The following is a 13,056-nucleotide window of genomic DNA, read 5'->3' as shown; positions in this document are numbered from 1 at the left end:
ACACCGGCCGGGCTGCTGGGGAGCTTCTACGGAGGTCTCGATTCGGTAGCGGACCGCGCGACGCCCGCGTCAGCCGTTGCGTGCGGGCCGGCCCGTGGCGCCGGTGTCCGCCAGCGCGTCGCGCAGCGCGGCGCGCGAGGTGATGCCCAGCTTCGGGAAGATCTGGTAGAGGTGGGTACTAATGGTCCGGGGCGAGAGGAACAGCCGTTCGCCGATCTGCTTGTTGGTCAGGCCGGCGGCCGCGAGCTCGGCGATCTCCCGTTGTTGCGGCGTCAGCGCGGCCGGACCGGCCGAGGGCAGACGGTGGACCGTCAGGCCGGTGGCGCGCAGCTCGGCCGCCGCACGGGCCGCCCACGGGCCGGCGCCCAGCCGGTTGAAGGTGTCCAGAGCGGACGTCAGGTGGTCGCGAGCCCGGGTCGTGGCTTTGCCCCGCCGCAGCCGTTCGCCGTAGGCGAGGGCGATCCGGGCGCGCTCGAACGGCCAGCGCTCGCCGCCCGCGGCGAGGGCCGAGTCGAACAGGGCCGGTGCCTGCTCCTCGGTCGCGACCAGCGCGGCCGCCGCGTCGACGGTCATCGCCAGCCGCGCGGACACCTCCGCCACGCCGCACGCGCGGGCCGCCGCGACGTGCGCCGCCGCCTCGGCGATCCGCCCGGTACGCACCGCGGCCTCCACCACGTCCATGATCACCCAGAGCGCGTGCGGCACGTGAGCGGGCAGCTCACCGATGGGGGCGATCGCCGTCGCCTGCCGGTACGCCTCCTCGAAATCCCCGCGGCCGAGCGCGTCCAGCAGCTTCGCCTGGGCGGCGATGCGCAGGACGAGCACGGCACGGCGCGGCGTCGCCCACATCGTCATCCGGTCGGTCAGCTGCTTGAGGGTGTCGCGCTCGCCGCGCGCGGCGGCCAGCATCGCCAGCAGATACAGCCCCAGGCATTCCAGCAGCCGGTAGTCGTGCGCGCGGCACAGCTCGACGTGTTCCTCGGCAAGCGAGCGCAGATCCTCCCACTCGCCGGTCATCAGCTGGTCCAGCCCGAGCAGTGAGCGGGCGTGCAGTGACAGGGTCACCGCCGTGCCGCGGTCGTCACCCAGGATGCCGGACAGCGTCGTACGGCAGAACGTCAGCCGGTCGACGAACATCGCGGCAAGGCCGACCCGGATGCTCCACACCGTGTCCGCCTGCGTGACCAGGCCGGCGATCGCCGTGTCGATCCGGTCCAGCAGCGGCGCCGCGGTGCGCGCCGGGTCGTCGAACGTGCCGGCCAGCAGCGTGAGCAGCTCGGGTACTCCATCGGTGAGCTGGGCGAGCGCGGCGTGGAACGGCTTCCACAGCTCGGCCCGTCCCCCGAAGTAGCACACCCAGCCCAGGGTGTAGAACGCCTCGACCAGCGTGGGGTTGCCGCCGTCGTACGGGGTCGGCTGCATCTCGACGGCGCCGACCAGCAGCCGGTGGGCGGTGTCGATGTCGCCTTCGCCGCTGAGCAGCAGGTGATGAGCGGCGGCGACGGCGGAGACGAGCGACCGGTTCCGCTCGCGTTCGCCCAGGCGGGCATCGGCGAGCAGGCGAGGGACGTCCCGCAGGTCGCCGGTCACGACCGCGCCGAGGTACGCCGCCTCGGCGAGCCGGCGACTGCGATCGGCCCCGACCGGGCTGAGGTCGGCGGCCCGCAACAGCGCGGTGACCGAACCGGCGGCGTCGCCGCGGCTGCGGATCGCGTAGGCGGCGTCCTCGAGCCGGCGGGCCACCGCTTCGTTCGCCCCGGCGGTCGCCTGGGCCAGGTGCCAGGCGGAGCGCTCCGGGCGGTCCGCCAGTGCCTCGGCAAGGTCGGCATGTGCACGCATCCGCTCGTCGACCGTGGACAGATCGACCACGGCCGACCTGGTCAGCGGGTGATGGAACGCCAGGGCACCGGCACGCTCGTCGACGTGGACCAGACCTGCCCGCTCGGCCGGAGCCAGGTCCGCGAGGGCCGCGTCGCCGGCGGCCAGGGTGCTCAGCCGGCCGGTGCCGTCCAGCGCCGCCAGCAGCAGCAACCGCCGGGTCGGCGCGGGCAGGCCGCTCACCCGCGACTCGAACGCCGCCTGCAGACGGCGGTTCAGCGGAAGTACGTCGGGCAGCGTTCCCAGTCCGGACTTCTGCCGATCGGTGAGCGCCAGCGGAAGCTCCAGCAGCGCGAGTGGGTTGCCCTGCGCCGCGTCGAGCAGGCGCCGCCGGATCCGCGGAACGAGCGCCGGGAACCGCTGGGCAACCAGCGTTATGGCGGCCCAATCGTCGAGCGGCCGAATCTCATGGACGGGCAGACCCGCCCGGTCGAAGAAGCTCTCCTCCCCGGATCGGTACGCGGCCAGCAGCCCGACGCGAGCCGGTACGCGCCGGGCGACGATGGCCAGCGCCATGGCGCTCGCGCGATCCAGCCAATGCAGATCGTCGACGATCAGCAGTACCGCGGCGGTCGACGCCACCCGTTCGAGCAGCGCCAGCGTCGCATTGGCGATCATCAGCAGGCTGGGCGGGGCGCCGGCGCGGATCCCCAGCGCGACGCCGAGCGCCCGCCGGTGGGTCGCGCTCAACCCGCCGAGGTCCTCGACCAGGGGATGCAGCGCCTGGTGCAGGGCCGAGAAGCTGTGCGCCGCCTCGAACTGTGTGCCCGAAGCCGTCAGGACCCGTGTCCGCGCCGCCTCGGCGTGCCCAGCGGCCGCCCCCAGCAACGCCGTCTTGCCGACACCGGGCTCGCCCACGAGCAGCAATGTGCCACCCGCCCGCCGTGCCCGATCCACGAACGAACGCAGCGCCGCCAGATCATCGTCACGGCCGACGAGATCGGCGTCGCCGGCACCAGCAGGCGAATTGAGCACGTGGACCGCCGAGGGTTCGAACCCCGGACCCGGTGAACTCCATGACTGTCCCGGCCCGCCACCCGAATCCTAGAGATCAGGCAACTCGCCGGGAAGCTGTTGTCCTCAGCGCCCGTACTCCGCCGTCATGGCCGCCTGGTCAGCGCTGGTTGAGCGGGAATTCGGCCTGCAGGCGAGTGCCCTGGCCGGCCGGGCTGTCGAGGGTGAGCGTGCCGCCCAGGGCCTCGACGCGGTCGGTCAGTCCGGTGAGGCCCGTGCCGCGCCTCGGGTCCGCGCCGCCGAGGCCGTCGTCACGCACCGACAGGTGCAGGTAGTCACCCTGGACCTGCACTCCGACGTGGACGAGCGTGGCCTGGGAGTATTTGGCGGCGTTCGTCAGCGCCTCCGCCACCACGTAGTACGCCGCGACCTCGACCGGCTCCGGCTGCCGGCCGTCGACCTTCACGTCGAGTTCCACCGGGACGCCGCAGCGGCGGACCAGCGCGCGCAGCGCGGGTCGCAGGCCGCCCTGGGTGAGGATCGCCGGGTGCACGCCGCGCGAGAGCTCGCGCACGTCGTTGACCGTGCCGCTCAACCCGGCCGCGACGGCGGACAGCTGCTGTCGAAGCTGGGTCAGCTCCGGCGGTACGTCGGACTCGGCACGGCGGACGTCCAGCGCCAGCGAGATGAGTCGCTGCTGAACGCCATCGTGCAGATCGCGCTCGAGCTGCCGGCGGGTCTGGTCGGTGGCGAGCACCAGCCGCGCCCTCGACGCGACGAGGTTGGCGCTCTGCACGAGCGAGACCGCCTGGCGGATGATCAGCAGTGCGATGACCACGGTCTCGACGACGATCTCGACGGTGTCCGTCGGGATGCCACGGACGCGCTGTACAACGAACAGCACGCCCATGCCGGCGACCGGCACGTAGGGCAGCAGCAGCTGGCCCCACCGTGCGTCCGGTCGCGCGGCCCAGCCCGGCGTCTGCTGGGCCGGGGCCAGCGCGGCGACCGTGACGAGCGCGAGCCCGGCGACGAACCCGGCATCGATCAGCGTCGGTACGCTCTGTGCACCCGCGGACACCCGGTACGCGAAGATGCTGTCCGAGATCGCCAGGCACAACAGCCCGGCGCCGAGAATGATCAGCAATCGCTTCGCCGTCGACGAGGCTGCGGCGATGAGCAGGACGACGATGACGGTCAGCAACAGATCGGTGAGCGGGTAGGCGATCGCGACCGAGTAGGCGAGCGGGGTGACCGCACCGGCCCGCACCACCGGCGCGAGCGCGGTGGCCCAGCTGAGCACGAACAACGCACCCACGACGATGAGCCCGTCGAGGACCATCACCAACTGCTCCGGGCGGTGCCGCGGCACACCCTGCTTGGGACGGTCGGCGGCCAGGGCGATGAGCGCCACGAGCGCGAACACCGGCATCATCAGATATCCGGCGTCCGCGAGCGACGGCGACGGCAGCTCGACGTTGCGGAACAGCTGGTACCAGGACCAGAGGATCTGCCCGATCATCCAACCGCACATCGCGGCGCCCATCCACACCCGCCACCACCGCTGCCCGCCGGTATGCCGACCGGCCGTGATCCAGCAGGCGAGGGTCGCGGCGAACGCGACGAAGACTTGCGTGTAGTCGTAGACGAACAGCGACCACCACGGGCTCAGCAGCCCCGAACTGCCCAGACCGACGACGGCGGCCACCAGCGCCGCAGCGATTGCGAGAAGGGACGACAAGGGTCTGCCCGAAGAATGGGCCAATCCTGACCGAACGCGATCAGAACCACACGTAGGCAACGCTACCGCACCCTGCGGTCGTCCGCCGGTTTCGACCTGATCGTCCGGTGCGGCGGCAACCCCATGGTGTCGGATGCGTACGCCCATCATCGGCGCAGGGCGCGGCTCGCGCCGGCGACGACGGTGGTGGCCAGGATCCAGCCCGCCGCCATGACGAGGACCGCGACCGCCTTGTCCGCGCCGGTCGGGTCCCACGCCCGTTCGTGGCCGAGGTCGACCAGTGGTACCAGCAGGTCCAGGGTGTACAGCAGCGGATCCCACGTCGGCGCCTCGTCCGCCTTCACCGGGTGCAGCGGGCCGCTCCACGCGAACCACGCGCTCCCGGCACCGAGCACGGCGACCAGCCACAACAGGGCCCGCGCCGGGCGGTAGCCGAAGCCGATCGTGACGTTCTGGACGGAGCCCCACATCGCGCCCAGGCGACCCATCGCGCGGTGCCGCAGCCGCTCGCGGACCCGCAGGACCTCGCGGGCCTCCTGTTCCCGGCCGTCACGGCGCAGCGCGGCGGCGAGCTGATCGTACGGGCCGGGCGCGAAGTCGGTGCCGTACCTGGCCATCCACGCCAGGCGCTGGCGGGCGGTCCACTCGGCCGTGTCGCTGGAGCGGCGGCTGATCCGGTCGTACGTCAGGCCGGCCAGTTCCACCTGGCACCCCGCCGGCCAGCCGACCGGGTCGTCGACGAGCCGGCCGACGTGCGCGTCGCGCAGCGAGATCGTGCCGGCCGAGTCCGGGGCCGGGCGCAGCGTCAGCATCGCCGTCTGCGCCTCGATGAGCAGCAGCGCGTGGCCGTCCGGGTGACGCAGGGTGGTGTGCTGCAGCGTGATCGCGGCGGTGGCGCGCAGGCCGATGAGCACCACGGTGCCGTCGGCGACGAGCTCGTGCGCCCACAGGCCCCCGCCCACGGTCACGCCGCCGGCGCCGATCGCCGGGCCGGCCGCGGGGGCCCGCACACTCGCCTGGGCGATGTTGAGGTCGCCGGCGACGCGGGCGCCCTCCAGGCGCAGGCCGGCCGCGTACACGGCGCCGTGGCCGAGCCTCGCGTCACCCTCCACGACGGCGCGCTGCAGGTTGACCGCGCCGCCGAAGGCGCTGCCGGCCAAGTCCAGTGCGCCGCCGACCCGGACGTGGTGGAACCAGGCCGCGCCGGCCACCCGCGCGTCGCGCATGCCGAACCAGCGGCGCACGCGCAGCGACTCCGCCTCGACGGCCGGCAGCACGCACTCGTCGAGGTTCACCGAGCCGAGCTCGGCGTGGTCGAGCAGCAGCGGCTCGTCGAAGAGGCAGCGGCGCAGGCGCAGCGGGGCGTCGATGCGGGCGCCGGTGAGGTCCAGCCGGCCGGTGATGCGGGCGCCGGCGAGGTCGACGCGGGCCGTGCGGCCGGGCCGGGGCGGCGGGCCGGCCAGCAGCAGCTCGGCGAGCACCGAGGCCCGCACCGTGGCCCGCGCCCGGGCCCGCGGTTCGCCCGAGCCGCCGAGATCGAGCGGGGCGCCCGTGCGGTAGGCGGCGCGCAGCGCCCGCTCGGCCCGGTTCCACATACCGTGATCTATACCAGCCTTCCGTCGCGTCCGGGGGTGTCGCCTGGCGCGGGGCGGGTAAAGAGATCGTATGCACGACATCGAGGAGCTGCTGGACGACGTCTACGCCGGGCGGGAGCGGGTCAGCCGCAGCGAGATCTACCGCCGCGCCGTCGCCCTGGACCTGCCCGCGGAGGCCGTCACCGCGCTGGAGGCGCTGCCGGAGGGTGAGTACGCGCAGGAGGAGGCCGCGGAGGCGTTGGTACAGCTCAACGGCCGAGCGATCCTGGGCACCGGGGTGCCGGCGGGCGAGCTCTCCGACGCGGACCTGTTCCGCGAACTGCGCCACCTGCACAAGACCCGGGACGACACCTTCCATCACGCCTCGCCGCAGGCGCTGGTACACCACGACGAGCGCACCGCGGAGCTCGAGACCGAGTACCTGCGCCGCTTCCCCGACCGCGAGGTGGACCCGCGCCGCCTGCGGGCCGGGGCACGGGCTCGATCAAACGCTTGACGTTGTCCCGCCGGGCACCCGGCGACGAGGAGGACGGCCGGGTGGTCGAGCCGACTCGGGCGCGATGCTTTTCGCCGCAGCGGGCCCAGAACGTCGTGGCCGCCGGGTAGCATCACCCCGGTGATCGACCTCGACCGTTATTCTGAGATCGACCCCGACGACCTGCCCGGGCCCGCGCCCCTGCGAAGACGGCCCGGCGTGCGCGTGCTCGTGCTGGCCGCCCTGGCGCTGCTGGCGGCCGCCCCGGCGGCCCCGCCGCGGACGATCACCCTCGCGCGAGCTACCCCGCACCCGCAGTTCTGCCGGTCCGAGGCCGCCGTGCGGCTGCATGTCGTCCTCGGCGACCGCACCCAGCTTTCCGATTCGACCATGGTGTTCAAGGGATGGACCTGCGGACCGCACGGCATCGAAGCATTGGTGCGGGGCACCGGACCTTAGGGGGTCATTATTTCTTCGTTCGGCACCGAATCATCGGATGATAAGCGTTGACAAGCACATCGACGTCGGCAGAATTCTGAGGCAGACCCGCAGGTGCGATCGGCGCGCTCCTGTGCCGCGCCGAAAGGAACCTCATGAGTCTCACACGACGTCAGGTGCTCGCATCCGGGCTGGCCGCCACCGGCCTCGGAGCCGTCGGTTATCTCACCGTCGGCACTGCCGAGGCGGCCAGTGCCCCGGGCGACGTGGTGGGCAAGATCACCGTCGGCTACCAGGGGTGGTTCGCCTGCCCCGGCGACGGCGCGCCGATCAATTCGTGGTGGCACTGGAGCCGCAACGGCGGCCAGCCTCCGTCCCCCAGTAACACCACGATCGTCTCGTGGCCGGACATGCGCGAGTTCACCAAGGGTTACACGACCGCGTATGCCAACCTCGGCAACGGCCAGCCCGCGCGCCTGTTCTCCTCCTACGACCAGCAGACCGTGGACACGCACTTCAAGTGGATGCGCGACTACGGCTGCGACACCGCCGCGCTGCAGCGCTTCAACCCGTTCGGGGGCGAGGGCCCGACCCGCGACGCGATGGCCGCGAAGGTCCGCAGCGCGGCCGAGACGTACGGCCGCAAGTTCTACATCATGTACGACGTCACCAGCTGGACGAACATGCAGTCGGAGATCAAGACCGACTGGACGACCAAGATGTCGGCGTACACCTCCTCCTCGGCGTACGCCCGGCAGAACGGAAAGCCGGTCGTGTGCATCTGGGGCTTCGGGTTCAACGACTCCGGAAGGCCGTTCGCGCCGGGACCGTGCCTGGACGTCATCAACTGGTTCAAGGCCCAGGGCTGCTACGTCATCGGCGGCGTGCCGACCTGGTGGCGCACCGGCGTCAACGACTCCCGCCCCGGGTTCCTCGACGTCTACCACGCCTTCAACATGATCTCCCCGTGGATGGTCGGCCGGACGGGCGACATCGCCGGTCTGGACTCCTACTACAACAACGTCAACGTCGGCGACCAGGCGGACTGCAACGCCCGCGGCATCGACTACCAGCCCTGCGTGATGCCCGGCGACCTGTCCGCCGGCGCCCGCGCGCACGGCGACTTCTACTGGCGCCACATCTACAACATGACCAGGTTGGGCGCCCAGGGCCTGTACGTGTCGATGTTCGACGAGTTCAACGAGGGCAACCAGATCGCGAAGACCGCCGAGAACGCGTCGATGCAGCCGACCAACTTCGGCCACCCCGCGCTGGACGCCGACGGCGTGGCCTGCTCGGCGGACTATTATCTGCGCATCACCGCCGACGGGGGCCGCATGTTCAAGGGCCAGGCGCCCCTGACCCCGACCCGTCCCACCCAGCCCATTGCCGGCGGCCCGACGACCCCGCCCCCGACCGGCACGGTGGCGCTGCGTTCCCGCGCGAACAACCTGTTCGTCTCGGCCCGCAACGCCGGCGCCTCGGCGCTGCAGGCCACCGCGTCTGTGGTCGCCGCGTGGGAGCAGTTCGACCAGATCGACCTGGGCGGCGGCAACATCGCGCTGCGGGCGCGGATCAACGGCCAGTACGTCTGCGCGGACAACGCGGGCGCGGCACCGCTGATCGCCAACCGCGCCGCCGCCGGCCAGTGGGAGACCTTCCGGCTCGTCCGCAACGCCAACGGGACGGTGAGCCTGCTGGCCGCGGCCAACAACCAGTACGTGTGCGCGGACAACGGCGGCGCCGCGCCGCTGATCGCCAACCGCACGGCGATCGGACAGTGGGAGCAGTTCGACCTCGTGACCGCCTGACCCCGCCGCCGACCTGACCTGCTCGTTGGGTCAGCGGTGGGTCAGCGGTGGGTCAGCGGTTGGTCAAGGCATGGGCATACAATGATGGCTTCCTAGCGGTCGCCGGTCAGCACCAGGAGACCGGCTACCGCGAAGCTGGCCGGCCCCGACAGCACGTGCCCGGCCTCGGCGAGGAGGCCGTCGTTTACGAGACCGTGGGCATCGGCGATCAGGCGAAGCGGCTATTGCACCGGACGCCGTCCATCGGCGGCGGCAACGTGCGGCCCGTCCTCGTGTCCAGCGCCCGGCGCGACGACAACAGCGCCCGGCGCGACGACAACGCGGGGTGGCGCCGGAAGCCGAGACACGACGGCCGCGACAAGCTGATCGCCGCGGCCGAGTCGACCTTCGCGCAGACCATCGCCGGCATGACGCGATGACCCGGCGCCGCGCCCTGCTGGCCACGGCGGGCCTGCTGGCCCTCCTGGCGCTGTGCGCGGGCGCGGCGATCCTCACCGACGTCGTGCACTACGCGACCGGCCGCCGGGGCACCGTCACCGTCCGGTCGTGCGCGTTCGACGCCGGCTCCCACCGGCCCCGGTACGAGTGCGCCGGCACCTTCGAGTCCAGCGACGGCACGATCCGCCGCGAGGCCGTCCACTTCGTCGAGACCTACGGCGACGATCCGGGCGCCCGGGTCCCGGCCACCCTCAACGGCGCCACGGTCAACGAGGTCAGCCCCGCCGGCACCGCCGCCGGCAGCGCCGTCGCCGTGGCCTCCCTCGCCGGCGTGGTCGCCCTGCTGCTCGTGCGCCGCAGACAGCCGAGGTCATGACCTTTCCGGCGGCACGTGGCCGGACGAGACGATCTCCCGCGCGGCGGGTCTGAGCTACCGGTGGGTGCGCTCGTCGGTCAGGAAACGGGCCAGCCGGGCGTACCCCTCGCCGCCGTGGCCCGCGACGACCGCCCGGTCGAACAGGGCACGCAGCGCGTGCAGCGGTCCCGCGTCCACGCCGAGGTCGGCGGACGCGGCGGCGACGTGGGCCAGCGCCGCGGACGCCGAGCCGAGGGTCGACGGCTGGCCGGGGAAGGTGCCGGCCGCCAGGTTTCCGGCGTACCGATGCGCCATCTCGGGCAGGAGCGCGCCGATGCCGCCGGCGAACCTGGCGAACGCCGCCGGGTCGAGTCCCGCGGCGGTGGCGAGCGCGAAGGCGTGGGCGAGGCCGCCGGTGGACATAACGAACAGGTCCAGCAGCGCCATCTCGTACGCGGCGGCCGTCGTGACCTCCTCGCCGAGAAAGAGCGGATCGGCGGCGAAGGCCCGCAGTACGGCCTGGTGGGCGTCGAAGATCGGCCTGGGACCGCTGTAGAGGATGGTCGCGGCGGGCGTGCCGATGGTGGGCGCGGGCGTCAGGATGGCGCCGTCGAGGTATTCGATGCCGCGGGCGGCCGCCCAGCCGGCCATCCCGCGGACCTCGCCGGAGTGGCCGCTGCCGAGGTTCACCAGCACGGCCGGACCCTCGGCGCCGTCCAGCGCAGAGCGGACGGCGCCGTAATCGAGCAGGCAGCAGATTGCCACCGGGGCGCGGCGCAGCGCCTCGGCCGCGCTCGGGGCGAGGGCCGCGCCCCGGTCCAGCAACGGGTGGGCGCGCTGCGGCGTGCGATTCCAGACCACGGTGGCGTGCCCGGCCGCGAGCGCGGCGCCGGCGAGCGCCCGCCCCATCGGCCCGAGCCCGAGCACCGCGACGGCGCAAGGTTCGTCGTTCATGCCACCGACGCTAAACCCTTCCGTTGACGTGAAGGTCAAGCCCGTGATCTCCTGCGGGCATGCGGATCGGCGAGCTGGCGAGGCTGACCGGGACCACCCCGCGAGCGTTGCGGTACTACGAGGAGCAGGGCCTGCTGCGACCCGGGCGGCGCCCGAGCGGCTACCGCGACTACCCGCCCCAGGCCGAGCACACCGTGCACCACATCCAGCTGCTGCTGTCGGCCGGCCTCGGCACCGCGACGATCGCCGAGATCCTGCCCTGCGTCCCCGACGGCGCGACCGTGCTCGCCCCGAAGTGCCCCGAGCTTCTCGACGGCCTGGCCCGCGAGCGTGCCCGCATCACCGAGACCATGGACGGCCTCGCCGCCGCCCGCGACGTGCTGGACCGCATCATCGGCGCGTGACGCGGCCGGGGGATACCGTCGAGGTCATGCGCCTGGTGTCGCTGCTGCCGTCGGCCACGGAGATCGTCTACGCGCTCGGGCTCGGCGACCGGCTCGTCGGGATCACCTTCGAGTGCGACGAGCCGCCGTCCGCGCGTGCGGAGAAGGCCGTCGTTGTCGGCGGGCGCGACACGAAGGGGTTGACGCCGGGCGAGATCGACGCGTACGTGCGGTCGCGGTTCGCCGCCGGCGAGGACCTGTACACGCTGCACGCCGGTGCGCTCGCCGCGCTGGCGCCGGACCTCATTCTCACGCAGGACCTGTGCCGGGTGTGCGCGCTGCCGTCCGGGCACGTCGAGGACGCGCTCGATCATCTCGGCTGCCGCGCGGACGTGCTGTCGCTCGACCCGCACTCGCTCGACGAGGTGCTCGGCACGATCGTCGCGGTGGGGGAGCGGGCCGGGGCAGCCGGGCGGGCCGCGGCGCTCGTCGCGCGGCTGCGCGAGCGGCTCGGCGCGGTGGCGGCGCGGGTCGCCGGGCGGGAGCGGCCGCGGGTTCTCGTCGTGGAGTGGGTGGACCCGCCGTTCACGGCCGGGCACTGGGTGCCCGACCTCGTCGTCGCGGCCGGCGGGGAGCCCGTCGCGGCGCGGCCGGGCGAGCGGTCGGTGCCGGCCGACTGGGCCGAGCTGACCGCGGCGAGCCCGGACGTCGTCGTGGTCTCGCCGTGCGGGTACCACCTCGACGGCGCCGCCGCCCAGGCCGGGCCGGTAGCTGCGCGCTTCCCCGAAGCCGAGGTGTGGGCGATCGACGCCGACGGGCTCGTGGTGCGGCCCGGCCCGCGACTGGTCGACGGGGTGGAGGCCCTGGCGGCGGTCCTGCACCCCGCCGTGGCCGCCCCGGCCCCCGAGGGCGCCGTGCGCCGCGTGGCCTGATCCGGGCCGAACACGACGCCGTCATGACCGCGACGGCGCGTCACCTCGCAAAGCCACCCCCGCACGCTCCGGCGCGTCGCGTTTAGCGGCGTTCGCGGGGGTACTGGCTCGCCGACGCCCCGAAGCGAGTTCGCACTGTGCCGTACGGCTTGCGGCCCGTGCGAAGAGGGCGAGGCGAAAGGAACACGGTTGAGTATCGGGTTTGCGCCGGACCGCTCCCGCATGCCGGGCGGCCCGGCGGTTCGGCGTGCCTCGACGGGGATCGACGGCGGCAAACGCAACGTGCTGGGCGTCATGGTCGACGTCATCGACTACGACGCGGCCGTCGCGCGCGTGATCGCGGCCGCCCGGGACCGGCGTCCGTTCATCCTCAGCGCGTTGGCCGTGCACGGCGTGATGACCGGGGTCGCGAGCCGCGCGCACAACGCCCGGCTCAACGCCTTCGACGTGGTGGCGCCGGACGGCCAGCCGGTGCGGTGGGCGCTCAACCTGCTGCACGGGGCGGGGCTGCGGGACTGGGTCAGCGGGCCCGACCTGACGCTGCGGGTGCTGCGCCGGGCGGCCGCGGATGCGCTGCCGGTCTACCTGTACGGCTCGACGGCGCCGACCGTCGAACGGCTGGCGGAGTCGCTGACCGAGGCGCTGCCGCCGCTGCGCATCGCCGGCGCCGAACCGTCGAAGTTCCGCACCGCCCACCCCGGCGAGCCGGAGCGGATCGCCGAGCGGATCAACCGGTCGGGTGCCCGGCTGGTCCTGGTCGGTCTCGGCTGCCCGCGCCAGGAGGCGTTCGTGCACGCGATGCGACCGCTGCTGGCCATGCCGCTGCTGGCCGTCGGCGCGGCATTCGACTACCACGCCGGCCTGCTCACCCCCGCACCGCTGCCGATGCAGCGGTACGGCCTGGCCTGGCTGTGGCGGCTGAGCCGCGAGCCGCGCCGGCTCTGGCGCCGCTATCTGCTCCTCGGGCCTGGCTACCTGGCCCGGCTGGCCGCGCAGAAGACCCGGCTGTGGATCCCGGTGGCGCCCGAGCCGGTGTACCGCCCGCCCGAGCCGCCGCCGGTCTGACTGCACCCGCCAGCCCTGTCAGCGATCAGCCGAAGCG

12 protein-coding genes are annotated in these 13,056 nt (G+C 73.3%); 8 read left to right on the top strand and 4 right to left on the bottom strand.

Going from position 1 to position 13,056, the window contains the following annotated elements; all coding sequences use genetic code 11:
• Positions 1-69 precede the first annotated feature (69 nt).
• The 3 genes from ABT297_RS20180 to ABT297_RS20170 all read right to left on the bottom strand — a co-directional run bounded on the left by ABT297_RS20180 (position 70) and on the right by ABT297_RS20170 (position 6,168).
• Complete coding sequence (locus ABT297_RS20180; protein ID WP_350551601.1) at positions 70-2,853, bottom strand: helix-turn-helix transcriptional regulator; 2,784 nt, start codon at positions 2,851-2,853, stop codon at positions 70-72.
• A 139-nt stretch (positions 2,854-2,992) separates the two neighbouring features.
• Positions 2,993-4,573 carry a sensor histidine kinase gene (locus ABT297_RS20175; RefSeq protein WP_350551598.1) on the bottom strand — a complete coding sequence of 527 codons (1,581 nt, stop codon included), beginning with the start codon at positions 4,571-4,573 and terminating at the stop codon, positions 2,993-2,995.
• A gap of 146 nt (positions 4,574-4,719) precedes the next feature.
• The gene (locus tag ABT297_RS20170) at positions 4,720-6,168 is read right to left on the bottom strand and encodes a hypothetical protein (protein WP_350551595.1); all 1,449 of its coding nucleotides are present in this window, start codon (positions 6,166-6,168) and stop codon (positions 4,720-4,722) included.
• Between the two features lie 70 nt (positions 6,169-6,238).
• Between ABT297_RS20170 and ABT297_RS20165 the strand changes: the two genes are divergently transcribed.
• The 5 genes from ABT297_RS20165 to ABT297_RS20145 all read left to right on the top strand — a co-directional run bounded on the left by ABT297_RS20165 (position 6,239) and on the right by ABT297_RS20145 (position 9,706).
• Positions 6,239-6,664: a DUF6158 family protein gene (locus ABT297_RS20165; RefSeq protein ID WP_350551593.1), complete on the top strand. Its 426-nt coding sequence runs from the start codon at positions 6,239-6,241 to the stop codon at positions 6,662-6,664.
• A 120-nt stretch (positions 6,665-6,784) separates the two neighbouring features.
• Complete coding sequence (locus ABT297_RS20160) at positions 6,785-7,102, top strand: hypothetical protein (RefSeq protein WP_350551590.1); 318 nt, start codon at positions 6,785-6,787, stop codon at positions 7,100-7,102.
• 134 nt (positions 7,103-7,236) lie between these two features.
• Positions 7,237-8,892 (top strand): glycoside hydrolase family 71/99-like protein, encoded by a 1,656-nt coding sequence (locus ABT297_RS20155; protein ID WP_350551587.1) that lies wholly within the window; start codon positions 7,237-7,239, stop codon positions 8,890-8,892.
• Between the two features lie 47 nt (positions 8,893-8,939).
• Positions 8,940-9,311, top strand: coding sequence for a hypothetical protein (locus tag ABT297_RS20150; RefSeq protein ID WP_350551585.1), 372 nt, complete (start codon positions 8,940-8,942; stop codon positions 9,309-9,311).
• Entirely contained in the window at positions 9,308-9,706 is a 399-nt protein-coding gene (locus ABT297_RS20145; protein ID WP_350551582.1) for a hypothetical protein, read from the top strand. Before ABT297_RS20150 ends, ABT297_RS20145 begins: the two co-directional genes overlap by 4 nt.
• 54 nt (positions 9,707-9,760) lie before the next feature.
• Here ABT297_RS20145 and ABT297_RS20140 read toward each other — a convergent pair whose 3' ends face one another.
• On the bottom strand, positions 9,761-10,639 hold the full coding sequence (locus ABT297_RS20140) for an imine reductase family protein (RefSeq protein ID WP_350551579.1): 879 nt from the start codon (positions 10,637-10,639) through the stop codon (positions 9,761-9,763).
• Between the two features lie 59 nt (positions 10,640-10,698).
• Here ABT297_RS20140 and ABT297_RS20135 point away from each other — a divergent pair, with 59 nt between their 5' ends.
• The 3 genes from ABT297_RS20135 to ABT297_RS20125 all read left to right on the top strand — a co-directional run bounded on the left by ABT297_RS20135 (position 10,699) and on the right by ABT297_RS20125 (position 13,019).
• Positions 10,699-11,043 carry a MerR family transcriptional regulator gene (locus ABT297_RS20135; protein ID WP_350551577.1) on the top strand — a complete coding sequence of 115 codons (345 nt, stop codon included), beginning with the start codon at positions 10,699-10,701 and terminating at the stop codon, positions 11,041-11,043.
• The gene (locus ABT297_RS20130; RefSeq protein ID WP_350551574.1) at positions 11,040-11,954 is read left to right on the top strand and encodes an ABC transporter substrate-binding protein; all 915 of its coding nucleotides are present in this window, start codon (positions 11,040-11,042) and stop codon (positions 11,952-11,954) included. Before ABT297_RS20135 ends, ABT297_RS20130 begins: the two co-directional genes overlap by 4 nt.
• A gap of 222 nt (positions 11,955-12,176) precedes the next feature.
• Positions 12,177-13,019 (top strand): WecB/TagA/CpsF family glycosyltransferase, encoded by an 843-nt coding sequence (locus tag ABT297_RS20125; protein ID WP_350551667.1) that lies wholly within the window; start codon positions 12,177-12,179, stop codon positions 13,017-13,019.
• Positions 13,020-13,056: the final 37 nt, after the last annotated feature.

The sequence above is a fragment of the Dactylosporangium sp. NPDC000555 genome, assembly GCF_040300025.1.
Taxonomy (GTDB): Bacteria; Actinomycetota; Actinomycetes; order Mycobacteriales; family Micromonosporaceae; genus Dactylosporangium.
Note: the sequence above shows the minus strand (reverse complement) of the source record. Positions and strands in the feature narration are given on the sequence as shown.

Coding starts and splice junctions, on each gene's coding strand:
- ABT297_RS20170 (WP_350551595.1), bottom strand. CDS start 6,168: ATGTGGAACCGGGCCGAGCGGGCGCTGCGCGCCGCCTACCGCACGGGC.
- ABT297_RS20155 (WP_350551587.1), top strand. CDS start 7,237: ATGAGTCTCACACGACGTCAGGTGCTCGCATCCGGGCTGGCCGCCACC.
- ABT297_RS20125 (WP_350551667.1), top strand. CDS start 12,177: ATGCCGGGCGGCCCGGCGGTTCGGCGTGCCTCGACGGGGATCGACGGC.
- ABT297_RS20135 (WP_350551577.1), top strand. CDS start 10,699: ATGCGGATCGGCGAGCTGGCGAGGCTGACCGGGACCACCCCGCGAGCG.
- ABT297_RS20140 (WP_350551579.1), bottom strand. CDS start 10,639: ATGAACGACGAACCTTGCGCCGTCGCGGTGCTCGGGCTCGGGCCGATG.
- ABT297_RS20165 (WP_350551593.1), top strand. CDS start 6,239: ATGCACGACATCGAGGAGCTGCTGGACGACGTCTACGCCGGGCGGGAG.
- ABT297_RS20145 (WP_350551582.1), top strand. CDS start 9,308: ATGACCCGGCGCCGCGCCCTGCTGGCCACGGCGGGCCTGCTGGCCCTC.